The sequence below is a fragment of the Luteimonas sp. TWI382 genome, from assembly GCF_039674545.1.
Lineage (GTDB): Bacteria > Pseudomonadota > Gammaproteobacteria > Xanthomonadales > Xanthomonadaceae > Luteimonas.
Genome location: NZ_JBDJNS010000009.1, coordinates 12756 through 38531, shown reverse-complemented (window position 1 = coordinate 38531; position 25776 = coordinate 12756). Strand labels below are relative to the sequence as shown.

19 protein-coding genes and 1 riboswitch are annotated in these 25776 nt (G+C 68.4%); of the genes, 4 read left to right on the top strand and 15 right to left on the bottom strand.

Translation table 11 applies throughout. The annotated features are described in order from the left end of the window. Window positions 1-63: 63 nt before the first annotated feature. The 15 genes from ABE505_RS07910 to ABE505_RS07840 all read right to left on the bottom strand — a co-directional run bounded on the left by ABE505_RS07910 (window position 64) and on the right by ABE505_RS07840 (window position 20434). Complete coding sequence (locus tag ABE505_RS07910; RefSeq protein ID WP_346443651.1) at window positions 64-492, bottom strand: GNAT family N-acetyltransferase; 429 nt, start codon at window positions 490-492, stop codon at window positions 64-66. Between the two features lie 6 nt (window positions 493-498). Then, window positions 499-828, bottom strand: coding sequence for a thioredoxin family protein (locus ABE505_RS07905; RefSeq protein WP_346443652.1), 330 nt, complete (start codon window positions 826-828; stop codon window positions 499-501). Continuing rightward, a complete protein-coding gene (locus ABE505_RS07900; RefSeq protein WP_346443654.1) occupies window positions 800-1282 on the bottom strand; it encodes a flavodoxin in 483 nt (160 codons plus the stop codon). The genes ABE505_RS07905 and ABE505_RS07900 overlap by 29 nt, the downstream gene beginning before the upstream one ends. Before the next feature lie 1193 nt (window positions 1283-2475). Then, complete coding sequence (locus ABE505_RS07895; protein WP_337243376.1) at window positions 2476-3525, bottom strand: ribonucleotide-diphosphate reductase subunit beta; 1050 nt, start codon at window positions 3523-3525, stop codon at window positions 2476-2478. Between the two features lie 147 nt (window positions 3526-3672). After that, window positions 3673-6162, bottom strand: coding sequence for a ribonucleoside-diphosphate reductase subunit alpha (locus ABE505_RS07890; protein ID WP_346443655.1), 2490 nt, complete (start codon window positions 6160-6162; stop codon window positions 3673-3675). A 182-nt stretch (window positions 6163-6344) separates the two neighbouring features. Next, window positions 6345-6548: riboswitch (cobalamin riboswitch) on the bottom strand. A 138-nt stretch (window positions 6549-6686) separates the two neighbouring features. Then, entirely contained in the window at window positions 6687-7703 is a 1017-nt protein-coding gene (locus tag ABE505_RS07885) for a LysR substrate-binding domain-containing protein (RefSeq protein WP_346443657.1), read from the bottom strand. A 141-nt stretch (window positions 7704-7844) separates the two neighbouring features. After that, window positions 7845-10454, bottom strand: a complete 2610-nt coding sequence (locus ABE505_RS07880) for a M14 family zinc carboxypeptidase (RefSeq protein WP_346443658.1) — start codon at window positions 10452-10454, stop codon at window positions 7845-7847. 114 nt (window positions 10455-10568) lie between these two features. Further along, the gene (locus ABE505_RS07875) at window positions 10569-13214 is read right to left on the bottom strand and encodes a TonB-dependent receptor (protein WP_346443659.1); all 2646 of its coding nucleotides are present in this window, start codon (window positions 13212-13214) and stop codon (window positions 10569-10571) included. Window positions 13215-13397: 183 nt separating this feature from the next. Beyond that, window positions 13398-14591, bottom strand: a complete 1194-nt coding sequence (zapE, locus tag ABE505_RS07870; protein WP_346443660.1) for a cell division protein ZapE — start codon at window positions 14589-14591, stop codon at window positions 13398-13400. Between the two features lie 49 nt (window positions 14592-14640). Continuing rightward, window positions 14641-15306 (bottom strand): alpha/beta fold hydrolase, encoded by a 666-nt coding sequence (locus ABE505_RS07865; RefSeq protein ID WP_346443661.1) that lies wholly within the window; start codon window positions 15304-15306, stop codon window positions 14641-14643. Between the two features lie 25 nt (window positions 15307-15331). After that, the gene (locus ABE505_RS07860; RefSeq protein ID WP_346443662.1) at window positions 15332-16771 is read right to left on the bottom strand and encodes an ExeM/NucH family extracellular endonuclease; all 1440 of its coding nucleotides are present in this window, start codon (window positions 16769-16771) and stop codon (window positions 15332-15334) included. Window positions 16772-16868: 97 nt separating this feature from the next. Next, window positions 16869-17384: a c-type cytochrome gene (locus ABE505_RS07855; protein WP_346443664.1), complete on the bottom strand. Its 516-nt coding sequence runs from the start codon at window positions 17382-17384 to the stop codon at window positions 16869-16871. Window positions 17385-17520: 136 nt separating this feature from the next. Further along, window positions 17521-19206 (bottom strand): electron transfer flavoprotein-ubiquinone oxidoreductase, encoded by a 1686-nt coding sequence (locus tag ABE505_RS07850; RefSeq protein ID WP_346443665.1) that lies wholly within the window; start codon window positions 19204-19206, stop codon window positions 17521-17523. A gap of 118 nt (window positions 19207-19324) precedes the next feature. Beyond that, window positions 19325-19648, bottom strand: coding sequence for a DUF1820 family protein (locus tag ABE505_RS07845; protein WP_183425241.1), 324 nt, complete (start codon window positions 19646-19648; stop codon window positions 19325-19327). An 87-nt stretch (window positions 19649-19735) separates the two neighbouring features. Continuing rightward, complete coding sequence (locus ABE505_RS07840) at window positions 19736-20434, bottom strand: rhomboid family intramembrane serine protease (RefSeq protein ID WP_346443666.1); 699 nt, start codon at window positions 20432-20434, stop codon at window positions 19736-19738. A 228-nt stretch (window positions 20435-20662) separates the two neighbouring features. On the opposite strand from ABE505_RS07840, the gene ABE505_RS07835 reads away from it, so the two are divergent. The 4 genes from ABE505_RS07835 to ABE505_RS07820 all read left to right on the top strand — a co-directional run bounded on the left by ABE505_RS07835 (window position 20663) and on the right by ABE505_RS07820 (window position 25748). Continuing rightward, on the top strand, window positions 20663-22003 hold the full coding sequence (locus ABE505_RS07835) for an outer membrane protein transport protein (RefSeq protein ID WP_346443667.1): 1341 nt from the start codon (window positions 20663-20665) through the stop codon (window positions 22001-22003). Window positions 22004-22470: 467 nt separating this feature from the next. Next, on the top strand, window positions 22471-23670 hold the full coding sequence (purT, locus tag ABE505_RS07830; protein WP_346443668.1) for a formate-dependent phosphoribosylglycinamide formyltransferase: 1200 nt from the start codon (window positions 22471-22473) through the stop codon (window positions 23668-23670). A 55-nt stretch (window positions 23671-23725) separates the two neighbouring features. Beyond that, window positions 23726-24508, top strand: coding sequence for a sulfite exporter TauE/SafE family protein (locus ABE505_RS07825; protein ID WP_346446180.1), 783 nt, complete (start codon window positions 23726-23728; stop codon window positions 24506-24508). Between the two features lie 73 nt (window positions 24509-24581). Then, window positions 24582-25748: an amidohydrolase gene (locus ABE505_RS07820; protein WP_346443671.1), complete on the top strand. Its 1167-nt coding sequence runs from the start codon at window positions 24582-24584 to the stop codon at window positions 25746-25748. Window positions 25749-25776 lie beyond the last annotated feature (28 nt).

Below are 25776 nucleotides of genomic sequence, written 5' to 3'. Positions count from 1 at the left end.
GATGCGACGCGAGGCGCTCTGTCGGACGCCAGCCGCGGTCAGGGCTGGGCACGCAGATGGCGCTCATGACGGCGCGTCGACCGGAAGAAGCGACTTGCGCAGGAAGTGCCGCGCGTGGCCTGGCGGAAAATCGTCCAGGGTGCCGAAACAGTCGTAGCCGTGGCGCCGATAGAACGCGAGCGCCTGCCAGTCGAAGGTGTCGAGGAACGCCGCGTGGGCGCCCTGTGCGCGAGCCGCGTCCTCGGCGTGTTGGAGCAGGCGTGTGCCCAGGCCGCGGTGACGCACCGTTTCGTCGATCCACAGCACGTGGATCGACAGCCAGCCCAGATAGAGCTCCGCAAACAGACCGCCGATCAATACGCCCTCGTCCTCGATCACCCACTGCAGCGGCACGATCTCCAGCGCCGGCACGGTGGCGCGATTGAACGCGAACAGGCGGGCCGCGATCCACTCCGCTTCATCGTGTGAGGCGACGCGGATCGCCGACGCCACGACGCGTCAGCCCAGATGCTGGCTGGCGGCCTGGGCGATCTGGCCCGGCGCCTGGAACCCAGGCAGGCGTGCGGCTTCCTCGCCGTCGCGGAACAGTGCCAGCGTCGGCGTCTGCCGCAGGCCCAGGCCCCGGAAGAAGTCTTCGCCGACAATCTCCAGCTTCACCTTCAGCAGGACCAGGCCGTTCGCGGCGTCGGTCGCGGCGAACTTCGCCAGCGACATGTCGAGCATCTTGCAGCCCGGGCAGTCGTCCTTGTAGTAGTCCACGAGCAGGCGCGGATGCGCGGTTAGGGCCGCGGCGTAGTCGTCAGGCGTGGAGGCGTGCAGGGTCTGCATGGGACGGGGTCTCGTGACGGCCAACTATGGTATCGGTCCAGCGTTCGATCTTCAGCACGTCGCGCTCGCCGTGTGGCATCTGTTCGATTTCCAGCCGCGGATAGGGACTGGCGAAGAACGTCGCGATGCGATGCACCGCGCCGCAGTAGTACTCCGCGCCCCACTGCGTCTCGCCAGTGCCGAACACCGCGACGTGCTCAGGCTTGCCGACCGCATCCACCAGGTCGGCGATGAAACGCTTCATCTCGGAAGGCGTGCGCCCGGCGTTGTCGGTCCAGGCGCCAAGCACATACAGATCGTGCGCGGCGCCGTCGGGGCAGACAGACGCGAGGGTCTGGATGTCGGTCTCGATCCAGGTCACCTCGTGCCCCAGCGCCTCGCACCGTGCCCGCACCATCCGGGCGACGTCGCGGGTGTTGCCGCTGAGCGAGCAGTAGGCGAGGAGGATACGCATGAAACTCAATCTTACTGTGTTGCCTAGAGATCAATGCCCGGTCCGGCATTTGAAGTAAGGAGGTGCTAAGTCTCGTGAAAGAGCGTGGGAAACTCTAAGATGACCCGATCTACTTCCATTCGAGCAATAAGTTCCCTTTGAGCGCCACCTAACGAAGCTTGGCCAAGTCGCCGGTGAAAGGCGGACGGTCTCCATGTGGATAAGCGCCTCCGAATGATCGGGTATGGCGTCTTTATCAACTACTTTGTATACGACCCTATCAGCGTTAGATTCAGACTTGATCGCGTAATGAATTCGGTGGCGGCAGGGCGGGCGGATTTGGTGATTAAAGGAGCGAAGCCCATCGAACAAGGCTGACGTTTCTTTGTCGTGAAAATACAGGTTTGCAGCGCAATTCAAGTACTGAAGATTGTTGAGTGATGTGACATCTGCATCCGATCTTATTTCAAACCAGTTGTTTGAATGCGCAATGCTGTAGACATCCCCGTCATATAGAATGCAGTAAACAGTGGGCGACAGGGGGAGCGCACAGATTAGGCCTGCAGATTGCATGCCAAATCCCACCCCCCTCAGGAGAGGATTTCCTTGATGCCAACGATTGATTAGGACCGCTGGGTCGTCGGACGTGACGAAAGGAACGCTGGAGCGGTTTTTTGCCAAAACGATCTTTAGGTCGTCCAATACATCAAGATTTTCAGCGTAGGATCTGAGAGCGATTTGTACAGCTTGCTTGATCTCTAACTTGAACGATTCTTCCGGGTGTTGAATGAGTTTGTCTGCCTCTTCTGACATCTGCGCTGTTCTCTGGGATGCAGCCTCAGTCCTTGAATGTTGCAAAAGCCAAAAGCGTGGGATAACAACGCGAGAGTTAGAGGAGATTGGTTTGTTGTAGGAAAGGAGTTCCGGCAGAGCTGTGGCATACCCACTCTCAACGGCTTGAATCGCATTTTCTAGAAGTTGGCTTTTCCCGTAAAAGTAGTCACGCGAACATTGGCTTTTAATGGGGGCATTGAGAATTACTAGGTCGCGGTCAATGTTATAGAGGTTTATATTTTTTCTATTGGCGTCGGGCGCGAACGGGCGCAAGTAACATCTAGGAACAAAATGTTGATTCTTATTTGACGCCATGAGCTTCGCCTAAGGATCGCGCTACAAATCAAGGCCTCTAGCTCAACTAAGCGAGCACGAGGTTCTCACAAATCATCAAACCCGTTGTCCGAGTTCGTCTTCTTGTACGATGCGTTGCGCATCTCGAAGAAGTCGGTCTTGGTCTCGGTGAAGTTGTCGGCGTAGGCCTTGATCCACGGCATGACGTTGTCGGTGGTCTCGGTGTAGAGCTTCTCGATGCCGAGCATGCCGGCCATCTTGTTGGCGCGGTACTTCACGTAGCGGATCATTTCGTCGACATCGATGCCGTCGATGCCGTCGAGCACCTCGCCGGTCCACTGGGTCTCCAGCTCGATCGCGTGGGCGAAGGCCTTGTGCACGTAGTCGGTGAGTTCGTTGGTCTGCAGCTCGGGGTTCTCGCCGACGATGGCGCGGATCACCTCGCTGATGAACTTGGTGTGCGCCAATTCGTCGCGGTTGATGAAGCTGATGATCTTGCCGGTGCCGGTCATCCGGTTCTGGCGGACCAGGTTGTAAAAGTACGCAAAGCCCGAGTAGAAGTTGATGCCTTCGAGGATCGAGGACTGGATCAGCGAGCGCAGCAGCGTCTCGGCGGTCTTCTCGCGCATGAAATCGTCGTAGGACTCCATGATCGGCGCGTTGCGCTTCTGGATCGTGGGGTGCGTCCGCGCGATCTCGAACACGCGGTTCTGGTTCGACAGGTCGGTGATCGAGGCCAGCACGTAGCTGTAGCTCTCGTTGTGGATCACTTCCTGCTGACCGATGATCGCGGCGTTGGCATGCGCGGCCGGGTCGGTGATGTATTCGGCAACGTTGTAGATGAAGCGCGTCTGCGGCGAGTCGAGCGTGGCCAGCAGGCCGATGATCGAATCGTAGGCGTTCTTCTCGCGCGCCGAGAGCTCGCCGTATTGCTTGGCGTCGCCCTTCATGTCGACCTCGTCGGGAATCCAGAAGTTGGTCGAGAGCTCCTTGTAGGCGCGGTAGAACGACGGGTACGGAATGTCGTTCCAGTTCAGGATGCCGGACGTGCGCCCGTTGATGATGCCGGTCGAGCGGTTGGGGTGACGCGGCTCGAGGATCTTGATGCGGTCGAGCGGCGTAGAAGTCGTGGCCATGATTGCGTTTCTCGTATTGCGTGTCGCGTGCGATCGGCAGAACCGGGGTCAGAGTGCATTTTTCCGTTGCACTCTCGAACCGGGGTCAGTGGATGAAAAATGCACTCTGACCCCGGTTTTAATCTGTAAGTCAGCGCGAATGCGCTTTTAGCTACTGCACCACTCGCATTCGGCGATGTCGATGTCGTTGGAGCGGACGTAGTACGTGGTCTTGATGCCCTCGCGCCAGGCGGTCATGTGGAGGTCGAGCAGGGTGCTGGCGCGGATGGTGCTGGGCACGTACAGGTTGAAGCTGATCGCCTGGTCGACGTGACGCTGGCGGCGCGCGTTCTGGCGCACCGACGCGAACTGGTCGACCTTGTAGGCGCCCTTTTCGTAGAACGGCCAGGTCTCGAGCGACAGCCCGGGGGCGGCGACCGGACGCCGGTAGTCCTTCTTCTCCTCGTAGTAGAACGCCGAGTAGATCGGGTCGATCGACGCGGTGGAGCCTGCGATCTGCGCGGTCGACATGTTCGGCGCGACCGCCATCAGCCAGCCGTTGCGCATGCCGTTGACGCCGACCTTGGCGGCCAGTTCCAGCCACGCGGGCGAGTTGTAGTCGCGGTCGCGGAAGTAGGCGCCGGTGTGCCAGTCGCTGCCGGCGAACACCGAGTAGGCGCCCTTTTCCTTGGCCAGCTCCATGCTCGCCTGCACGGTCAGGAAGTTGATGCGCTCATACAGCGTGTCGCTGAAGTCCTCGGCCTCGGGCGTGTTCCAGTGGATGCCCTTCTGCGCCAGCAGGTGATGCCAGCCGAACGTGCCCAGGCCGATCGCGCGGTACTTCTGGTTGGTGATCGTGGCCTGCGGGACGGGCAACTGGTTGAGGTCGATGACGTTGTCGAGCATCCGCACCTGGATCGGGATCAGCCGCTCGAGCACGTCGGTGATCAGGTCGCCCTGGCCCTCCTGCGGCACGATCGCCCGGCCCAGGTTCACCGACGACAGGTTGCACACGACGAAGTCGCCGGCCTGCTTGGTGGTGACGATCTGATTGCCGGAGATGATCTCCTGCATCATCTTCGTCGGGCTCATGTTCTGCAGGATCTCGGTGCACAGGTTCGACGAATAGACACGGCCGACGTGCTTGTTCGGGTTCTTCCGGTTCACTTCGTCGCGGTAGAACATGAACGGGTTGCCGGTCTCGAGCTGCGACACCATGATCCGCTTGAAGATCTCGATCGCCTTGACGGTCTTGCGCGAGATGCGCTCGTCCGCGACGACTTCCTCGTAGCGCTTGCGGAAGCTGCCGTTCGGGTCGCCCTTCTTCTCGTCGAAGAAGTCCTGCAGGTAGAAGCCCTTGACGCGATGGACCTCGTGCGGGTCGAACAGATACCAATCGCCGCGGCGCTCGACCGCTTCCATGAACAGGTCGGGGATGCAGATCGAGGTGAACACGTCGTGCGCACGCAGGCGCTGGTCGCCATTGTTCAGGCGCAGATCGAGGAAGTTCTCGATGTCGCGGTGCCACACATCCAGGTACACCGCGACCGCGCCCTTGCGCTGGCCGAGCTGGTCGACCGACACGGCGGTGTTGTTGAGCTGCTTGATCCACGGCACCACGCCGCCCGAGGAATTGGGTACGCCGCGGATCGACGAACCCGACGAGCGCACATAGCCCATGTACGCGCCCACGCCGCCGCCGCCCTTGGAGACGCGAGCGATGTCGGTGTTGGAGTCGTAGATGCCCTGCAGCGAATCGTCGACGGTGTCGATGAAGCACGACGACAGCTGGCCGCCGACCTTGCCGGCGTTCTGCAGCGTCGGGGTCGCGACGGTCATGTACAGATTCGACAGCGCCCAGTAGGCCTCGCCGACGAGCTGCATGCGGCGCTCGCGACCGCCGCGGGTCTCGTTCTGCATCAGATACAGCGCGATGGTGAGCCAGCGCTCCTGCGGCAGCTCGAACACGGCGCGCGAGGTGTCGGTGGCCAGATACCGCGTGGCCAGCAGGTACAGGCCGTTGTAGGCGAACAGCTTGTCGCGCTCGGGCTCGATCATGCGTCCGGCTTCCTGCAGCTCTTCCTTGGAATAGGCGCGCAGGATGTCGTTGGAATAGATATTGCGGTCGGCCAGCGATTCCTGCAGGCCGACGTAGGAGCCGTATTTCTGCTCGGCGTCGTAGAAGCGGTTGCGGCTGGCGCGCTTGTACAGGCGGTGCAGGTACAGGCGGGCGGCGAAGAACTCCCATTCGGGCGCGGTGACGTCGACCCGGGCCTCGGCCTCGCGGATCAGGTGGTCGACCAGGTCGTCGGCGTTGACCGCGTCCTTGCGCTCGACGAAGCCGAACACGCTGCGCTTGTAGTCGGCGATATCGAGTTGCGGGAACTCGCCGTGGACGCGGTCGATGCTGCGCTCCAGGCGCGCGCGGTCGTACGGGATCCGGCGGTTGCCGGCTTCCTTGGTGATCCAGGTGGAGACGTCGGTGTCGACGTCGGAATTTTCAGCAATTGCGGTTTGCATGGCGGCGCTCGGGGGCGGCGGCACCACGTCGTCGGCGTCGACGGCGGACGGCGCCACAGGGGTGGGGGAAGCGATCGGGGTCGGGGGCGCGTCTGCGGGCGTCGAAGGGGCGGTCGAGACGGTGTCGTGGCTGGTCATGCGTCCTCTCTCTTGGTGTCCAGTGCATTCGCGCACGCCCCGGCCCGCCCGCGTCGGGTCCGGTGGCTGCGGACGGCTCGTGTGGGGCGGGTGCGCCGCGAGACGGCGACGGCGGGTGCCGTCGGGTTCCGCGCCGCGGACCCACCCCTGTGCGGAGCGTCCACAGCGGTCACCGCGCGTCGTGCTTTCGCGCGGCTGTCGGCACGGTACGGACTCATGGGTGAAGGCAGGCCTTCGGTCCCACTGCACCGGATCACTCCGGTGGCGGCGGGGACGTTCCCAATTACCGCTGCGGGGGCAGCACCGGACTGGCGTGGGGCGTCACCGGCTTCCCGTTTTTCATCCACAGGCTTTGTGGCTGCGGAACCGACGTGGCCCAAGATAGTGGGGTGGTCGGACAGCGTCAACGCTAAATGTGGGGCGGGCGCCCGGATCCGCGTCAGGCCGGGAATCGTGCGGCCTCAGCCGCCGGCCGGGCACGGGGCGATGCAGATCCGGCTGCGCCAGGCAACCCCGGAAGAGGCCTATTCAGCCACGGCGACCGCGGTCCGCGCCGCCAGGGCCGTGGCGGTCGCACGCGACCAGCGCGGCCAGTCGGGGGCCGGAATCGGCAGCGGCTGGTCGTGATCGAGCAGCCGGCGCAGGTCCACCGCGGCGTAATGCGGCGCCAGCGCCTGGACCAGCGCGAAGCCGAAATCGCGCAGCACCCGGTCGCGGCGCAGCAGCGCCCAGGTGATGCATTCGGGCAGCAGGCCGTCCTCGACCGGCGGCGCGGCCAGGCCGTCGTCGAGGTCGGCGCCCATTTCGTCGACGATGCCCACGCCCAGCCCGGCGTGGACATAGGTGCGGATCAGTGCGCCGTCGCGTGCGGTCACCGCGAGGTCGGCGCGCAGGTCGGCGGCCGCGAACGCGCGCTGCAGCGACGAGGCGGGCTGTCGGCTCGATTCGTAGCTCACCAGCGGCACGCCGGCCAGGTCGCGCAGCCCGATCGGACGCGCCAATGCGGTCAGCGGATGGCCGGCCGGCAGCAGGACCCGTCGGCCCCAGCGGTAGAGCGGAATCGCCACCAGGCCCGGTGGCGGAGCGCCGGTGCCGCTGAGGATCGCCAGGTCGGCATGGTGTTCGGCCAGCAGCCGCAGCGACTCGACATCGCCTCCGGGCACCACATGCACCGCGACGTCGGGCCAGTCGCGCTTGAGCGCCTGCAGCGCCGGCGGCAGCGCATGACGGGCCTGGGTGTGGGTGGTGGCGATGCGCAGCAGGCCCTGGGCCTCGCGCCGCAGGTTGTCGGCCAGCGCCTGGATGTTGCCGGCCTCGGCGAGCAGGCGGCGGGCGTGCGCAAGCACCTGCCGGCCTTCGTCGGTCAACGCGGCGAGGGCGCGCTGACGGCGGGTGAACAGCAAGAAGCCCAGCGCGTTCTCCAGTTGCGCGAGCTGCTTGGACAGTCCCGACTGGGTCGCGTGCAGGCGGCGGGCGGCCAGGGTGATGTTGTGGCCGCATTCGACGATGGCGACGAAGCTGCGCAGTTGGGTGAGGGTCATGGCCAGGCCCGTGCCGACGGCGGGAATGTTGTCGCACCGCATGGTCGCCCACGGGCGCGACCGGCATGTCCCGCAGGCGACAACACTGTGTGCCGCGATCCGGCGACGCCGCCCGTCTACGCCGTGATCATCGAAGGCGGCTCAGCGACGCGCGGCTGGCACCAAATGCTCCGACAGCAAGAGTGCGTTGAGCAGCAGCCGCTCGGTGCCGTGCCAGTACTTGCGATGCGCCGGGTCGTCGGCGAACAGCACCACATTCCCGCGCCCGGTTGCGGCAATGACCGCCCACGGCGCGCCGCCGAGCCTGGCGCGGTTGCGCGTGGAGACGTAGCCGTTGACCAGCGGCGCATCGTCGATGCGCACGACCGTCGAGAAGCGGTCGCGCGCTGGCGGCAGCACCACCGCGGTTTCCTTGTTGACGAAGAGGGCGCGGCGCGGCACGCCGAATGCCAGCGGATGGCTGATGTCGGCATCGGCCGAGACCAGGTTGCCGGAGATGCGGTCTTCGGCCAGCAGGTCGCGACGCTGGCCGAAGTCCGCGCGGTCGGTGTCGTCCTCGTCGGGCGCCGGGGCCTGGCCCAGGCCGTCGACGAGCTTGCGATCGATGGCCCACTGCGAGGCGCTGCCGAAGGTCACCAGCGAACCGCCGGCGCGGACCCAGTCGCGCAGCGCCTCGACCGTCGCCTCGCTCCAGTCCTCGTAGTGGCCACCGGCCAGCACGAGGCTGGTGTACTCGCGCAACGGTGCGCGCGCGAGCTGGGTCGGGTCGAGCCGGGTCGCCGGCCAGCGCAACTGCTCGCTCAGCGCGAACCAGGTCGAACCGATCTCGGTCGCGTTGACGCCCTGGCCCATGATCAGCGCGATCGCGGGCTTGCGCAGCGGACGCACGCTGTCGCTGCCCAGGTCGATGCCGGCCACGCTCTGTCCGGTCGACAGCGCATGCGCGCGCACCCCGGCTTCGCGCGTGGCGGCATCGACTGCCGCATGCAGGGCCTCGGCTGCCAGCGCCTGTCCGGCGACCGGTACGACCAGGGTGCCGTAGGAGAACGCGGTCTCGCCGTCCGCGGTGCGCGCGGTGAACGGCTGGAATGCGCTGCGCACGCGGATGTCCTGTGCCAGCAGCGCGGCGAGCGCGCGCGGTGCGGCCTGGTCGCGCCAGTCGATTGCGTAGGCGTAGCGGGCCTGGCCGCCGACGATGCCGGCCTCGACCGGCGGCAACGCCTGCACACGCGCGCCCAGCGCTGGGGCGCGACGCGCGCGTGCGAACGCGATGCCGTAGGCGTGTGCGATCGCGTACGAGGTGCTGCCGTAGACGCTCTCCTTCACCTCGGGCGTGGTTTCGAAGATCGAATGCACCAGCCGGAACTGCGGCTGTGCCGACGGTACGACGTAGGCGCTGCCGGGCGAGAACGTAGTGCCGTCGATCGTCGTCTCGCGCGCCAGCGCATGGACCTCGATGCGGTGGAGCAGCAGCAGGTCGAGCAGGCGCCGGGTCAGCGACGGGTCGTGCGCGTCGCCGAATACGAACGCGGCGGCATCGTGGCGGCGACCCTGGGTGAGCGCCGAGCGGAAGAAGTCCTTCTGCAGTGCCAGCAAGCCGGCTTTCTCGGCGACTGCGCCGCGGAGCGTCGCCAGCCCGGTCGCGACCTGATTGCGGATCGTGAAGCGGAACTCCAGCGGGCCGCCGGCGGTGTCCTGTACCAGGCCGCGCGAACTGCCCTGCTCGACGGTGACGCCGACTCCGCCGTGGAAGTCGGGATAGGTCGAGCCGTAGACCGGCGAAAAGTTGTCGAAGTTTTCCTTCGTGTAGTACAGCGAGCCGAGCGCGTCGAGGCCTTGGGCGTGGTAGCGCGCCAGCGTGACGTTGAAATCGTAGGAGGCCTGCGGCAGCAGCGGGCTGTGCATGCTCGCCGGCGACGGTTCGAAGTAGTACGTGCTGCCCGCGCCCATTTCGTGGAAGTCGATCTGCACGTTCGGTGTCCACTGGTGGAACAGTTCGATCTTGGGCCGGGTTTCACGCTGGGTGACCGCGAGCCAGTCGCGGTTGAGGTCGGTGAAGTAGTGGTTGGTGCGGCCCATCGGGAACGGCTCGACGTGCTCCTTGTCCAGCGGGTCGGCGACCGGCGGGTTCGACTTCCACGCGTTGTGCCAGTTCGCCGCGCGGTCGCGGCCGTCGGGGTTCTGCGCGGGGTCGATCAGCACGACCGCCTCGTCGAGCCAGCGCGCGGTCTCGGCGCCGCGGTGCGCGGCCAGGTAGTAGGCGGTCAGCAACGCGGCCTCGCCGCTCGAAGTCTCGTTGCCGTGCACGCTGTAGTACAGCCCGACGACGACCGGCAATTGCGTGGGCACGGCCGCAGCGGGATCGCGCTGGGTGGCGTGCGCGGCGCGCAGCGCCTCGAGCCGGCCGTGGTTGGCGGCCGAGGTGACGATGGCGGCGACCAGCGGGCGCTCCTCGTAGCTGCGCCCGATCTGCTGCAGTGTGATCCGGTCGGACACGCGCGCCAGTTCGCGGAAGTAGTCGACGATGCGGTCGTGGCGCGTGTAGTGGGTTCCCAGCCGATAGCCGAGGAACTGCTCGGGCGTGGGCACCTCGGGGTCGAAATCCGCGGCCTGGGCCTGCGGGAAGTAGTAGTCGCTCTGCGCGACCGCGACCAGCGGCAGCAGCGCGAGCAAGGCCAGCAGCATCCGTATCGGCGCACTACGCAAGAGGCGTCCGCGCTCGGAGGCGCGATGGAGGGGGGCGTCGGGCATGGGGCGTATCCGGTATGGGCGACGCCCGCGCAAACACATGCGTGCGCGTCGTCGCGGGAGCGCCGCTGAGGGCGCGGGAATCGGGGGTGGGGAGATCGGAATGCGGGGGGGCGGTCAGAACCGGTAATCGAACCCCACCTGGAAGTAGCGCCCGCGCAGGTCGTACTGGCTGAAGTCGTAGGGCGCGCGGATGCCGGGGAAGGACGCGTCGTGCGGCGGCGTCTCATCGCTGATGTTCTCGACCTTGGCGTAGAGCGTCAGCCGCTCGATGCCCGACCAGGCGAAGTAGAGGTCGAACTGGTCGTAGGCGTCCACCCGTGCCTGCGCGGCGCGCGCGGCGACGCTGGCCTTCTGGTCGTAGCCGCCGGTGCGGTACCAGGTCAGGCCGGTGTCGAAGTCGCCGATCTTCCAGTCCAGGGTCGTCGTCGCCTTGTTGCGCGGCAGCGACGGGCCGAGGTTGCTGCCGGCATAGTCGACCAGCGGGCCGCCGACCGTTTGCGGGCGCTTGTACTCGAGCACGTGGGTGAACACGCTCGACAGGCCGAAGGTGCCCGCGTTGGCGGTGCGCCAGCGCTGGCGCAGTTCGGCGTCCAGGCCCGAGGTCTGCAGTTCGCTGAGATTCTGGTAGCGGTTGTAGACGGCGATCAGCTTGCCGCGCGCATCGCGCACGACGTCGGCCGGATCGTTGGTCTGCACGATCGTCGTGGTGTTGCCGGTGCCCACGAGGTTGTCGAGTTCTACCCGGTACCAGTCCAGGCTCAGGCTGGTGTCGGCCAGCGGCGAGACGACGACGCCCAGGTTGTAGCTGCGCGTGCGCTCGGGATCGAGATCGGTGTTGCCGACAGTGAAGAACGTCGGGGTCTGGCGCGAATCGGCGACGTCGGGATCGTAGGGGTCGACGACTGCGCCGTAGGCGATGCTGGTGGAGGCCGAGTTCTCCGACAGCGACGGCGCGCGGAAGCCGCGCGAGGTCGAGGCGCGCACCAGCAGCGCCTCGAGCGGCTGCCAGCGCAGGCCGGCCTTGGGCGAAAACGCGCTGCCGAAATCGCTGTAGCGGTCGCCGCGGCCGGCCAGTTGCAGTTCCAGCGTCGGGGTCACCGGCACGTTGATCTCGGCGTAGAGCGCGGCGACGTCGCGCGCGCCATCGACGGCGGCGATCGCCGGGCGCACCTGCAGGCCGGCGTCGATCTGCCACGGGTTGCGCGAGACCAGCGACTCGTGGCGCCACTCGGCACCGGCCGCGAAGCCCACGGTGCCGGCAGGCAGTTCGAACAGACTGCCCGAGACTTTGACATCGACGCCGGTCAGGCGCGAGTCGGCCGGGCGCAGCGTGCTGAGCGCGATCGCGTCGAGCACCGCCTGCGGCGTCGTCGACGGGGCATGGAGGTTCAGGCTGCCGTCGGCGAGCGCCTGCGCCAGCGTCCAGCGGTTGGCGAAGCCGCCGGCGACGGTCTCCTCCTCCTTGCTGCGCGCCGCGAAGGCCGCGGCTTCCCAGTCCCAGGTCTCCGAGAGCTGGCCGCGCACGCCGCCGAGCACGCGGTAGGCGGTCGAGCGGTTGGTCTTGAGCGACTGGCCCAGGTCGAAGAACGTGTACTCGATCGGCGTGGCGACGCCGTACGGGTTGTAGGGGCTGCCGGCCGGCAGCAGGTTGGACACCGGCTCGGCCAACCCGGTCTGGGCGTTGAGCGCGAAACGCCCGCCCTCGAGCGTGAAGTACGGGCTGGAACCGAACAGCGACGCGCCACGGATGCGGCTCACCACCAGTTCGCCGAATGCCTCGGTGGTCTCGCCCAGGCGCAACGTCGCGTTGACGTAGCCCTGGTAGCGCTCGGTCGCGGGAATCAGCGTCGTGTAGGGCGCCAGGTTGATGGCGCAGGTGTCGCCGGCGAGCCCGTCGATCGGCGCGCTCGCGGTCAGCACCATGCCCTGCGGGCAGTGGCCCGCGGCGTCGAGCAGCGGCACCGAGGCGCCGTTGACGAGGAAGCGGGCGCCCTTGGCCGACCAGCCGTTCCAGCGGCCGCCGGGCTTGTCGGTGTAGATGCCCGAGCGGGTGAGCGCGCGCTGGTCCTGGTCGAGCCGGTCGCGATCATAGGCCTCCAGGCTGAAGAGCAGGTTGTAGCCGTCGGTCGCAAGGTCGCCGAAGCCGCCGACCAGCCGCGCGCGCTGGGTGTCCAGCCCGCCCGCATCGGAGGTGCCCAGGCTGCCGCCCACGTCCAGGCCCTGGAAGTTCTGGCGGGTGATGATGTTGACCACGCCGACGACCGCGTCGGAGCCGTACACCGCCGACGCGCCGTCCTTGAGCACCTCGATGCGTTCGACCGCGACCAGCGGCAGCGCGTTGAGATTGACGAAGGTGTCCGACAGCCCGCCGGCCGGGAAGCCGTAGTTGGCCAGGCGGCGGCCGTTGAGCAGCACCAGCGTGTTCTTCTGCGACAGGCCGCGCAGGCCGATGCCGGCCGAGCCCGAGGCCCAGCCGCTGTTGCTGGTCTCGTTGGCGGCGTTGCCGGTGTTGGCTGAGATCGAGCGCAGCGCGTCGGCGACGGTGACCTTGCCCGAGGTCTCCAGTTGCTGCCGGTCGATGACCTGCACCGGGTTCGCCGTCTCGGCGTCCGCACGGCGGATGTGGGAGCCGGTCACGGTCACCGTGCCCAGCGTGCGCGCTCCTGCGTCTGCATGACCGTCCGCGTCCTGTGCGGCGGCGAGAGGGGGGAGGGACAGCGCCGCCAGGAGGGCGGTCGCAAGGCGCGTGGGGCTGGACATCTGCTGCACTGCAATATGGAGGGGCAGGCAGTGGGCCATGCGCGTGAACCGGACAGAAATGGTGATCCGGACTGGCGATATGGCGTTTTGGACTATCCAGGCACGGCGCGATGCCCATCCGCAGGTCGCAGGCCGACCGCAGGGCGGTTCGTCGGTCGCGGGATGCCGCGTGGGCGGCGTCGATTACGCCCGGTGTGCCCGCAGCAGGTATTCGGCGCTGCGCATCTCGATCAGACGCGAGGCGGTGCGCTCGAAGGCCGCCGCCAGCCGCTCGCCTGCGTAGAGCTGTGGCGGCTCGGCGTCGGCGGTGCACACCAGATTGACGCTACGGTCGTAGAGCTCGTCGATGAGCGTGACGAACCGGCGCGCCGCGTCGTCGCGGCGGGCATCCATCGTCGGGACGCCGCCCAGCAGCACGGTGTGGAACTCGGTCGCGATCTGGATGTAGTCGCTGGCGCCACGCGGGCCTTCGCACAGCGCGTCGAAGTCGAACCAGGCCATGCCGGTACAGCGCGCGCGTACCGGGATGCGACGGCCGTCGAGTTCGATGCCGGCGTCGCGATGCGCGTCGTCACCGCCCAACTCGCGCCAGCGCGTGTCGAGCCAGGCATCGGCGCCCGCATCGAGCGGCGTGCGATAGACCGGCGAGCGGGTCAGCGCGCGCAGGCGGTAGTCGGTGTCGCTCTCCAGATGCACCACATGGCAGTGCTGCTCGATCAGCGCGATCGCCGGCAGGAAACGCGCGCGCTGCAGGCCGTCCTTGTACAGGTCGCTGGGCGCGGCATTGGAACTGGTCACCAGCACGATGCCGTCGGCGACCATGCGTTCGAGCAGCCGTGCGAGCAGCATCGCATCGCCGATGTCGCTGACGAAGAACTCGTCGAGCACGAGCACGCGCAGCCCGGCGTCGCGCCAGCCGCGCACGATCGCGGCCAGCGGATCGCGCTCGCCGGCATGGGCGCGCAACGCCGCGTGGACCTCGCGCATGAACCGGTGGAAATGCGTGCGCCGCTTGCCGCCCAGTCGGGGATCGGGCTCGGGACTGCGCTCGGGGTCGCGCGGCGCGGCAGGCGCCGACGCGTCGGCGCGCGCTTCGCTCTTGTGCGTCCGCAGCGCCAGGCCGTCGTGGAACAGGTCGATCATGAAGGTCTTGCCGCGCCCCACGCCGCCCCACAGGTACAGCCCGGGGATGCCATCGTCGTGACCGTCGCCGCCGAACAGGCGGCCGAGCAGGCCGCGCCGGGGCGGCGGCTCGTGCAGGGCCCGGTGCAGCCGGTCGAGCTCGACCAGCGCCGGTTGCTGCGCGGGGTCGTGCTGCCAATCGCCGCGCGCGACGCCTGCGGCGTAGCGCTCGGAGGGCAGCGGCGGCAGGCTCATCGCCGGCCTCGCATCATGGCGTCGCCGGGGCGGGCAAGGCGGGTGTCGATCATCGCGGATCGGGCAGGTAACCCCGCACGCCGTTCTTCACCACACCGCGCAGGTCGATCATCCGGCGGTGGAAGAAATGGCCGGTGTCGGGCATGCGCACCAGTTCGGCCTGGGCGTCGCGCTCCTCGAGCCAGCGATAGACCGCCTCGGGATCGACGATCTCATCGGACTCGCCCTGGATCACCAGCCACGGGCAGTCGGGCAGCACGATGCGGTCGAAATCCCAGCGCCCGGCGGGCGGGGCGACCGAGATCAGCAGGTCGGGCTTCAACGCATCGCTGGCACGCAACGACACATAGGCGCCGAAGCTGAAGCCGGCCAGCCATAGCGCATCGCCCGGCCGCTCCCGGCGCACCCACTCGACCACGGCGGCCAGGTCGTCGGTCTCGCCGTCGCCGCGGTCGAACTGGCCTTCGGAGGCGCCGGTGCCGCGGAAATTGAAGCGCAGCGTCGTCGCCCCGAGTTCGCGCAGCGAGCGCGCGACCATCGTCACGACCTTGTTGTGCATCGTGCCACCCTCGGTGGGCAGCGGATGGCAGACCACTGCGACCAGCGGCAGCGCGGGGACGTCGGCCTCAGGCAGATCGATGGCAGCTTCGAGTGCGCCGACGGGGCCGGCCAGCGTCAATGGGCCGGATTGCGTGGGAAAGGTGGGGGACATCATGCCGCGATGATAAACGCCCGTGCGTTTACTCGCCGCGCAGACGCAGGCCCACCACCAGGGGGTCGTGGTCGGAACTGCGCCACGGCGTGCCGTCGGGCGTGCCCGAGTCGGGCTCGTCGGCATTGTTGTGCCACTTCGCCGCGCCGTGCACGCGCGACGCCAGCGACGGGCTCAGCAGCAGATGGTCCAGACGACCGGACTGCGCATCGAAGACGAAGCTGTAGCGCGTCGGCGCCGGTTCGGTGTCGAAGGGGTCGCGCCAGCCGGCGTCGACGAATGCGCGTACCGGATCCTCCATTGCGTAGGCGTTGAAATCGCCGACCACGGCGATCCGGTCGCCGCTGCCGGTCGGGTCGCTCGCCAGCCAGGCCAGCAGCCGGCGCGCGGACTCGGTGCGGGTGGCATTCCAGCACGCCTGGCCGTCGCCTTGGTCGCGATCGGCGCCCTCGGCGTCGCGGCAGCCCTTCGATTTCAGATGCACCGCGACGACCGAGAAGCCCGCACCTGCATCGCGACCGTTGCGCAGCGGCACGAAGGCCTGGGCGAGCGGGACGCGGCTGTGGGCCACGAACGGGCCGCCTTCGAGCATCGCCGGCGCCCCCTGGGGCCGGACGCGCGTGCTGCGATAGAGCAGGCCGACCCGGATCGCGTTGTCGCCCGGCCCTTGGCCGGCGTCGACGAAGCGCCAATCGCGCGCAGGTCCGGCGGCATTGAGCGCACCCACCAGTTGGGCGATGCTCGCGTCGGCGTCGTAGCCGTCGTTCTCCAGTTCCATCACGGCCGCGATGTCGGCGTCGAGTGCGGCGATCGTGGCGACCAGCCCGGCGACCTGGCGTGCCAGTGCCTCGGGCGTCTTCGCGCCGCGTGCGGTGGGAAAGCCGCCGCCGCGCCCGTCGCCGTTGAACAGGTTCTGCAGGTTGAAGGCGGCGATCCGCAGGTCGCCGCCGACCTGCGGCGGTGCCGGGCGTGGCGCCAGGGCGACCGCCGGTCGCGCGGTCGCGCGCAGCCGCCAGCCATCGTCGCTGCGTTCCACGATGCCTTCCACGCCGGTCAGCACGCTGCCGGTGCGCAACGCCCGTGCGTGCTCGGGCAGATACCACGGCACGCCGCGTTCGGGCGGATCGTCGCGGCCGTCGTCGAGCTCGATGCGGCGTGCGCGGTTGCTTGCAGCCACGGCTGCGGCATCGGGTCCGGGACGGGCGATCTCGGTCGGGGTGAACAGACGACCATCGAAGCTCGCCACCAGCGCGCCATCGCGGGCCAGCCGGTGCCGGCCGCTGACCGTCAGCGGCGCGTCGATGCGGACCCGCTGGCCGGCGAGCGGCGTCCAGTCGGCCGGCGCTGCGGACAGCGTCACCGGTGCGGGCGTCGCCGCTTCGTGGCCGGGCGCGCGCTCATGGACGGGACTGCCCGCGCGACAGGCGGCGAGCAACAGGCAGAGCGGTAGGGCCAAGTGCATGCGCATCACGGAAACTCCAGGCGGGCAGGGCCGAAACGACGACGCCGCCCGAAGGCGGCGTCTCGAGCATCGGGCAGCGCCGGGCATGGCGGCGCGCCGCAGCTTACTTCAGATTGTCGACCATCCAGTCGACGACGGCGTGCATCTGCTCGTCGGTCAGTGCCGGGTTGCCGCCGCGCGCGGGCATCACGCCGGCCGCGCCGGTGAAGCCTTCGATCGAATGCTTGTACAGCGTGTCCTTGCCCTGGGCGAGTCGCGCATCCCAGTGCGCGTGGTCGAGCGTCGGCGCGCCGCCGGCGCCGGAGGTATGGCAGCCCGCGCACAGGTTCTCGAAGATCACCGAGCCTTCGAGCGTGCCGCCGTAGGCGGCCTGCGAGGTCGCTGCGGCCGCCGCTGCAGCCGATGCGGCCGCTTGCGCGGCGGCACCGGTGGCGCCGGCATAGACCGCGCCCACCGGCGCGATGCGTGCCTCGGTCCGCTGGGCGACGTTGGGCGGGACTTCGGTCGGTAGCGAACGATGCAGGAACCAGGCGCCAGCGATCAGGCCCAGTGTGACGATGGTCAGAAACACCAGCACCATCGAGAAGCGCTTGAGGAATTCGAGATCGTAGTTGCGCACGAAGCACCCTTGGCTTTGGCGACATGGTCCGCGGACCACAGCTGTCGGCGAGTATACGGCCAGGTCGGCGAAAATGCCTGCGGCGTTCCGTCGCGGCGGCGCAGCATCGCCGCGGTGCAACGCCGCTTGCGCAGGCTCACATCCCCGCGTAGTTCGGGCCGCCGCCGCCCTGCGGGGCGACCCAGACGATGTTCTGCGTCGGGTCCTTGATGTCGCAGGTCTTGCAGTGCACGCAGTTCTGCGCGTTGATCTGCAGCCGCGGGCCGTCGGGTCCTTCGACGAACTCGTAGACCGCCGCCGGGCAGTAGCGTGCTTCCGGCCCGCCGTAGGTCGCCAGGTTCACGTCCACCGGCACGCGCGGGTCCTTGAGCGTGAGATGCGCGGGCTGATCCTCGTCGTGGTTGGTGCTCGACAGGTAGACCGAGCTCAGCCGGTCGAACGTCAACACACCGTCGGGCTTGGGATAGGCGATCTTGGCGTGTTGCGCGGCCGGCTCCAGGCAGGCGTGGTCGGGGCGATCGCGGTGCAGTGTCCAAGGCGGCGTGCGGATGCCCAGCTTGGGCAGCAGCCATTGCTCGACACCGGTCATCAGGGTCGCGGTCGTGCGGCCCTTCTTGAACCACTGCTTGAAGTTCTTGGCCTGCGCGAGTTCGGCATGCAGCCAGCTCGACTCGAACGCGGCCGGGTAGGCGGCCAGTTCGTCGCCGCCGCGGCCCTCGCCCAGCGCCGCGAATGCGGCCTCGGCGGCGAGCATGCCGGTCTTGATCGCCGCGTGGCTGCCCTTGATCCGGCTGGCGTTGAGCGTGCCGGCCTCGCAGCCGACGAACGCGCCGCCCGGGAACACCAGCTTCGGAATCGACAGCAGGCCGCCGGCGGTGATCGAGCGCGCGCCGTAGCCGATGCGCTTGCCGCCCTCCAGGTACTGGCGGATCGCCGGATGGGTCTTGAAGCGCTGGAATTCCTCGAACGGACTCAACCACGGATTGCGGTAGTCCAGGCCGACGACCAGGCCGATGGCGACCTTGCCGTCCTCGGCGTGATAGACGAACGAGCCGCCGTAGGTGTCGTCGCTCAAAGGCCAGCCGGCGGTATGCACCACCAGGCCCGGCTCGTGCTTGGCCGGGTCGACCTGCCACAGCTCCTTGATGCCCAGGCCATAGCTCTGCGGGTCGCGGCCGTCGTCGAGCGCGAAGCGCGCGATCAGCTCGCGGCCCAGTTGCCCGCGCGAGCCCTCGGCGAAGATCGTGTACTTGGCATGCAGTTCCATGCCCAACTGGAACTCGGCGGTCGGCTGGCCATCCTTGCCGATGCCCAGGTTGCCGGTCGCAACCCCACGTACCGCGCCATTTTCGGTGTAGAGGACTTCGGCGGCGGCGAAGCCGGGGAAGATCTCCACACCCAGCCCTTCGGCCTGCGTCGCCAACCAGCGCGTGACCGCGCCGAGGCTGACGATGTAGTTGCCGTGGTTCTTGAAACAGTCGGGCAACAGGAAGTCCGGCGTGGCCTTCGCGCCGGTCTCGTCCAGAAACAGGAAGGCATCGCGGGTGACTGCCTGCTTCAGCGGCGCGCCTTGTGCCTGCCAGTCGGGAATCAGTTCGGTCAGTGCGCGCGGATCGACGATCGCGCCCGAGAGGATGTGCGCGCCGGGTTCGGAGCCTTTCTCCAGCACGCAGACCGACACCTCGCGTCCGGCCTCGGCGGCCAGTTGCTTGAGCCGGATCGCGGTCGACAGGCCACCGGGACCGGCCCCGACGACGACCACGTCGTACTCCATCGATTCGCGCGGGCCGTGGGTCTGCAGCAATTCCTGAGGTGTCGTCATCGTTGCCTTGGGCGAGTGCCTGGGTGATGGGAGCGTCCGTCGGACAGCATCGCAACCTGCATGCGATGGCGGGGTGGCCGCGGCCGGCAAGTGTAGCGCGCCGGCCTGCGCGGTCCGCTCAGCGCGGCTTGGCAGGCAACGGGAACGGCGTGACGACCTTCTCGCCCGAGGTCGCATCGCGGATCGCCGACTGCCCCTTCTTCTCGACTTCCTCGACCCGCAGCACGCTCTGCATCGGCAGATGCAGCGTGCGGGTGTGACCGAATTCGGCTTGCAGGCGTTCTTCGGTCGGATCGACGACCAGGCCATCGTGTACGTCGAACACCAGATCCGAGACTTCGACAAAGCCCCACAGCCGTCCGCTCTCCACGCGCTGCGCATACAGCTCGTAGACCTTGCCGTGGGTCAGGAAGGTGATCTTGTAGAGCGTCTTGGCGGTCATGGCGAAAGTATAAGAGCCGGGCTTGGGCTAAGCGACGCCACGGCCGGCGCCTTCGAATGCCCGGTCCCGATTGTTCGCGTTAGGCCTTCAATAGCCCTTGAGTCGCCGCAGCCGCTGGCCGATCGCGTGGCGCGAGACGAGCGCAAAAACGACGCCGACCAGGAATCCGGCCAGATGCGCAGCCCAGGCCACCGCGCCGAAGGCCGGGCCGATATAGGCGAAGAACACCTGCAGCAGGGCCCACACGCCGATCAACAGCGAGGCCGGCGCGCGGACGAACTCCAGGAACAGGCCCAGCGGCACGACCACGCCCAATCGCGCGCGCGGGAACAGTGCCAGGTAAGCGCCGATCAGCGAGGACACCGCGCCGCTGGCACCGATGATCAACCGGTCCGGCGCGCCGATCGCCAGCACCGCGGCCAGGTTCGCCACTGCCCCGCCCAGGACGAACAGCACCAGCAGCCGCCAGGCGCCCATCAGGCGCTCGGCCGGCAGGCCGAAGATCAGCAGGAACACCAGGTTGCCCAGCAGGTGCGCCCAGTCGGCATGCAGGAACAACGCCGTCACCAGGCGCAGCCACGGGCCGGGGTCGAGCCAGTTGACCAGCACGCCGTCGGTGCCGACCGGCTCGCCGTACAGCGCGCCCCAGTCGAGCAGCAGGGCGTAGTGCTCGTTGGCCGAGCGCGTGCTCGCCCACAGGAACGTCACCCACAGCAGCACGAACAGCATCGGCACGGCCCAGCGCAGCGGGGCTTTGGCGCGACGATTGGGGATCGAGACGAACATGGGCGCACGCATTGTCGAGGGCGCGCAGGCGCGGGTAAAGCGCGTCGCGGGGGGTGTCCGGTATGCCGCAATGCAGCACGTTTCCAGACGGTTAGGTACGGTATAGTGCGCCCGCCGAGCGCGTCGGGAGGGGTTTTCCGAAGGCGAACGGGCACGCAAGACGCGGCTTCGCTCCCGTTCGGGCGAGCGAGGCCCGGACCATAAGCACACCTTCGGAGAGAGGCGACCATGGCGACCCACCCCCGCATCATTCAATGCACCGCGTTGGCGCTCGGCATCGCCGGCGCCCTGTCATTCGCTGGCCAGGCGCACGCCGCCGGCTTCCAGCTCAAGGAAAACAGCGTCAAGTCGATGGGCGCCGCGTTCGCGGGCACCGCCGCCAAGACCGGCGACAGCTCGGTGGTCACCAACAACCCGGCGGTGATGACCCAGTTCGAAGGCACGACTGTGCAGGCCGACCTGACCGTCATCGACCTCAATTACGAATACAAGGGAGCCGCTGTCGATGCCCTCGGCCGCCCGATGTCCGGCAGCAACGGCGGCAACGCAGGCGATGTGACCCCGGTGCCGGCGCTGTCGGTCGTGCACAAGTTCGACAACGGCACCGCGCTGGGCGCGATGGTCAGCGCGCCGTTCGGCCTGAAGACCGAGTACGACCCGGGCTGGGTGGGCCGCTACGCGGCGCTGAAGTCGGAAGTGAAGATCGTCGACCTGACGCTGTCGGGCGCGGTGGACCTGGGCGACCGCTTCTCGGTCGGCCTGGGCGTCATCGCCTCGCGCGCGGACGTCACGCTGTCGAAGGGCGTGGATTTTGGCGGTCTGCTGGCATCGAGCGGCGTGCCGCTGCCGTTCGCGCAGCCGCAGGGCGCAGACGGCACGGCCGAGGTGCAGGGCGACGACAACGGCTTTGGCTGGCTGATCGGCGCGCACTTCCGTCCGACCGACGCGGTGTCGATCGGCGTGAGCTATCGCTCGGAAATCGATTACGAGCTGACCGGCACCGTCGACTGGACCGTGCCCGGCAATGCGCGCGCGGTGTTCGATGCCAGGCCAATGACCCGTCCGTTGTTCATCGATGGCAAGGCCCGTGCCAAGCTGACCACGCCGTCGATCCTCAACGTCGGCGCGTCCTGGCAGGTCACCGATGGCCTCATGCTGGCGGCGACCTACGCTCGCACAGGCTGGGAATCGCTGCGCGAGGTGCGCATCCAGTTCGAGAACCCGGATCCGGACTCGGTCGAGCCGTTCGACTGGAAGAACAGCGATTTCTACTCGCTGGGCGCCGAGTTCCAGCTCAACGACGCCTGGACGCTGCGTGGCGGCGTGGCCTACGACGAGACGCCGACCAGCATCGAGCACCGCACGCCGCGCCTGCCCGATGCCAACCGCATGTTCTATTCGGTGGGTGCGACCTGGAAGCTCAACGACGCGTTCGACGTCAACCTGGCCTACACCCGCATCGAGCCGCGCAATCCGCGGATCGACACCACGAGTGGTGGCGCGCGCGTCTACGGCGACTTTGACGGCAACGCCAACCTGTTCGGCGTGTCGGCGCAGTACCGCTTCTGATCGCAGCGGCTTGGCTTGACGAAAAGACCCCGCCTCGGCGGGGTCTTTTTTTGGTTCTTCGCCGAAGGCAGGGCAAACGCGCGTCGTGCCGGCGGGGACTGCTCCCGGCTCGGTCAGCCCGCCCACGGTCCTGCCCGGCGAAGCACGCCGGGCAGGACCGACCCGCGAAGCGGCGCGGGCGCGCGCCCGAGTCAAGGCAGGGGAAAGCATGGATGGCGTGCGCGGCACTGCCGCGCATCCATGCGAACGCCACGCATGCTTCGCATGGCCGGCCTTGACCGAGGGGAGAGCGGCTTGCGGCTGGCAGGCGGCTGCGCATCCGGAGTGGAACTTCCATCCCCGCACTTGGAACCTGCATATGCCGCTGCGGCCTGCGGACGCCGCTGCGTGTGGCCCGGCTGGGGCGGCTGGCGCCGGGCGATTAGAATTCCCGGTCTGCCCCCGCCTTTCCCGGAAAACCGTCCCCCATGGCCATCTTCGGTACGCCGCTGTCCCCGTCCGCCACCCGCGTGCTGCTGCTCGGCTCGGGAGAGCTGGGCAAGGAGGTCGCGATCGAGCTGCAGCGATTCGGCGTCGAAGTGATCGCCGCCGATCGCTACGCCGATGCGCCGGCGATGCAGGTCGCCCATCGCAGCCACGTGCTCGACATGCTCGATCCGGCCGCGTTGCGCGCGCTGATCGACGCCGAGCGCCCGCATCTGGTGGTGCCCGAGATCGAGGCGATCCACACCGACACGCTGGTCGCGCTCGAACGCGAGGAAGGGCTGCAGGTCGTGCCGACCGCACGCGCGACGCGGCTGACGATGGATCGCGAGGGCATCCGCCGGCTTGCGGCCGAGACGCTCGGCCTGCCGACGTCGCCCTATCGCTTCGTCGATACCCATGCGCAGTACCGCGAGGCGATCGCAGCGATCGGCCTGCCGTGCGTGGTCAAGCCGGTGATGTCGTCGTCGGGCAAGGGCCAGAGCACGGTGCGCACGGCGGCCGACATCGATGCGGCCTGGGACTACGCGCAGACCGGCGGCCGTGCGGGCGCCGGGCGCTGCATCGTCGAGGGCTTCGTCGACTTCGAGTACGAGATCACGCTGCTGACCGTGCGCCATGCCGGCGGCACCGCGTTCTGCGCGCCGATCGGCCATGTGCAGATCGCCGGCGACTACCGCGAAAGCTGGCAGCCGCAGGCGATGTCGCCGCGCGCGCTGGCGCGGGCCCGCGAGATCGCCCGGGCGGTCACCGACGACCTGGGCGGGCGCGGGGTGTTCGGTGTGGAACTGTTCGTGCGCGGCGACGAGGTCTGGTTCAGCGAGGTCTCGCCGCGCCCGCACGACACCGGCCTGGTCACGCTGGCCTCGCAGGACCTGAGCGAGTTCGCGCTGCATGCGCGCGCGATCCTCGGCCTGCCGATCCCGGTCGATGGCGACGAGACGGTGCTGCTCACCGGACCCGGCGCGTCCTGCGCGCTGCTCGCGCAAGGACATGGCGTGCCCGCGTTCTCGGGCGTCGCGGCGGCGCTGCAGGCGCCGCACAGCGCGCTGCGCTTGTTCGGCAAGCCGTCGGTGGCGGGCCAGCGCCGGGTCGGCGTGACCCTGGCGCGCGGCGAGGACGTCGAGGCCGCGCGGACCACGGCCCGCGAGGCGGCAGCGGCGATCTCGATCGAGTTGACGTGAGCGCCGTGGTGCCGTGTCGTGCATTCGGAGGCCGCCGGCCGTGTTGAGTGCGTCGATGCTGCTGTTCCCGGTGCTGGGCGCGGTCGCAGGGATCCTGGCCGGCCTGCTGGGGATCGGCGGCGGGCTGGTGCTGGTGACCGCACTGGTCTGGTTGCTGCCGGCCTATGGCATTCCGAAGGACGCCGCGATGCATGCCGCGCTCGCGACCTCGTTGGCGAGCATCGTGCTCACCGGCATGTCGTCGGCCCGCGCGCACCAGCGTCGTGGCAGTGTCTTGTGGCCGTCGGTCGCCTGGCTGGTGCCTGGCATGTTGATCGGCGGCTGGCTGGGCGCGCGGCTGGCGATCGGGCTCGACGGCGAGGTGCTCAAGTACGGCGTGATCGCGTACTGCGCGCTCGCCGGCACCCAGATGCTGCTGTCGCGCTCGCCGCCCGAGACCGGGGCGGCGGTCGTGCCGTCGGGCGCGGGCATGACCGGCGCCGGCATCGGCATCGGCATTGCCTCGTCGCTGGTGGGCATCGGCGGCGGCAGCATGACCGTGCCGTTGCTGGTCTGGCGTGGCGTGCAGCCGGTGCGTGCGGTCGGCACCTCGGCGGCCTGCGGTGTATTCATCGGCTTGGCCAGTGCGTCGGGCTATGCGCTGCAGGCGCCGGGCGACGTGCTGCCGTCGATGGCCTGGGGCTATGTCTATCTGCCTGCCGCGATCGGCATCGCGCTGGCCTCGGTGCTGGTCGCGCCGCTGGGCACCCGGCTTGCGCATGCGATCAGCGGGCCGGCGCTCAAGCGGGTGTTCGCGATCTTCATGTACTGCATCGGCGCCAGCCTGCTGCTGTGGTGAGCCGCCGCGCTGCCGGCGCCCGCGTCCCCCTGGATTTCGAACCGGCGCGCTGTGCCGCCGATGGAGTGTTGCGATGACCGTGTCTTCCCCCCACGTGCCCGAATCGATCCGCGCGCTGGCGCCGACGATGACCGACTGGCGCCAGGCGATCCACGCCTGGCCCGAGCTCGGTTTCGAGGAACAGCGCACTTCGGCGCTGGTCGCCGACACCCTGCGCGCGCTCGGCCTCCAGGCGCATACGGGCCTGGGCGGCACCGGCGTCGTTGCTGTCATCGACAGCGGCGCGCCGGGCCTGTCGATCGGTCTGCGTGCGGACATGGACGCGCTGCCGATGGATGAGGACAGCGACCTGCCGTTCCGCTCGCAGCGTCCCGGCGTGGCCCATACCTGCGGTCACGACGGACACACCGCGGCGTTGCTGGGCGTGGCCCGCCACCTGGTCGCGTATCCGCCGGCCAGCGGGCGCGTGGTGTTGATCTTCCAGCCGGCCGAGGAGGGCGGGCGCGGCGCGATCCGGATGATCGAGGACGGGCTGTTCGATCGGTTCCCCTGCGACGAGGTCTATGCCTTCCACAACATGCCCGCGCTCCCGTCCGGCCGGGCCAGCGTGCGCGCCGGCGCCACGCTGCAGTCGCTGGCGGTGTTCGAGATCGCGATCGAAGGCATCGGCGGTCACGCGGCCGCGCCCCATCGTGCGAACGATCCGCTGCAGGTGGCCGCCCGCCTGGCGGTGGACATCGGCGCGATCGTCGGCCGCCACATCGACCCGATGGAAGCGGCGCTGATCAATGTCGGTTCGCTGCAGGCCGGCACGACCCACAACATCATTCCCTCGACCGCCTCGCTCAGCGGGACGATCCGCTCGCTGTCGACGGACGTGCACGAGGCGCTGCTCGCTCGCCTGCGCGCGCTGTGCGAGGGGCATGCGCAGATCTCGGGCTGCACGATCGGGCTGGAGATCCCGCATTCGTGCCCGCCGTGCGTCAACGCACCCGCGCAGGCCGCGCTGGCGGCCGAGGCGATCGGCGACGTGCTCGGCGCGGAGAACGTCAGCACCGATCTGCGCGCCTACCCCTTTTCCGACGATTTTTCGTACATGCTGCAACAGTGGCCCGGCGCCTACCTGTTCCTGGGCATGGACAGCGCCATGTGCCACCACCCGACGTTCCGTTTCGACGATGCGCTGCTGCCGGTCGCGGTCGCGGTGTTCGACCGCATCGTGCGCCGGCGCCTGGGCTGAGCACCGCGCCCGCGCGTCCGCGCGCCGG

Bases quoted from the DNA above. Each gene is read 5' to 3' on its own strand.
- ABE505_RS07850 (WP_346443665.1), bottom strand. From the start codon at position 19,206: ATGACGACACCTCAGGAATTGCTGCAGACCCACGGCCCGCGCGAATCG.
- ABE505_RS07835 (WP_346443667.1), top strand. From the start codon at position 20,663: ATGGCGACCCACCCCCGCATCATTCAATGCACCGCGTTGGCGCTCGGC.
- ABE505_RS07825 (WP_346446180.1), top strand. From the start codon at position 23,726: ATGCTGCTGTTCCCGGTGCTGGGCGCGGTCGCAGGGATCCTGGCCGGC.
- ABE505_RS07865 (WP_346443661.1), bottom strand. From the start codon at position 15,306: ATGATGTCCCCCACCTTTCCCACGCAATCCGGCCCATTGACGCTGGCC.
- ABE505_RS07820 (WP_346443671.1), top strand. From the start codon at position 24,582: ATGACCGTGTCTTCCCCCCACGTGCCCGAATCGATCCGCGCGCTGGCG.
- ABE505_RS07875 (WP_346443659.1), bottom strand. From the start codon at position 13,214: ATGTCCAGCCCCACGCGCCTTGCGACCGCCCTCCTGGCGGCGCTGTCC.
- ABE505_RS07845 (WP_183425241.1), bottom strand. From the start codon at position 19,648: ATGACCGCCAAGACGCTCTACAAGATCACCTTCCTGACCCACGGCAAG.
- ABE505_RS07890 (WP_346443655.1), bottom strand. From the start codon at position 6,162: ATGACCAGCCACGACACCGTCTCGACCGCCCCTTCGACGCCCGCAGAC.
- purT (WP_346443668.1), top strand. From the start codon at position 22,471: ATGGCCATCTTCGGTACGCCGCTGTCCCCGTCCGCCACCCGCGTGCTG.
- ABE505_RS07900 (WP_346443654.1), bottom strand. From the start codon at position 1,282: ATGCGTATCCTCCTCGCCTACTGCTCGCTCAGCGGCAACACCCGCGAC.
- ABE505_RS07885 (WP_346443657.1), bottom strand. From the start codon at position 7,703: ATGACCCTCACCCAACTGCGCAGCTTCGTCGCCATCGTCGAATGCGGC.
- zapE (WP_346443660.1), bottom strand. From the start codon at position 14,591: ATGAGCCTGCCGCCGCTGCCCTCCGAGCGCTACGCCGCAGGCGTCGCG.
- ABE505_RS07880 (WP_346443658.1), bottom strand. From the start codon at position 10,454: ATGCCCGACGCCCCCCTCCATCGCGCCTCCGAGCGCGGACGCCTCTTG.
- ABE505_RS07860 (WP_346443662.1), bottom strand. From the start codon at position 16,771: ATGCGCATGCACTTGGCCCTACCGCTCTGCCTGTTGCTCGCCGCCTGT.
- ABE505_RS07905 (WP_346443652.1), bottom strand. From the start codon at position 828: ATGCAGACCCTGCACGCCTCCACGCCTGACGACTACGCCGCGGCCCTA.
- ABE505_RS07840 (WP_346443666.1), bottom strand. From the start codon at position 20,434: ATGTTCGTCTCGATCCCCAATCGTCGCGCCAAAGCCCCGCTGCGCTGG.
- ABE505_RS07895 (WP_337243376.1), bottom strand. From the start codon at position 3,525: ATGGCCACGACTTCTACGCCGCTCGACCGCATCAAGATCCTCGAGCCG.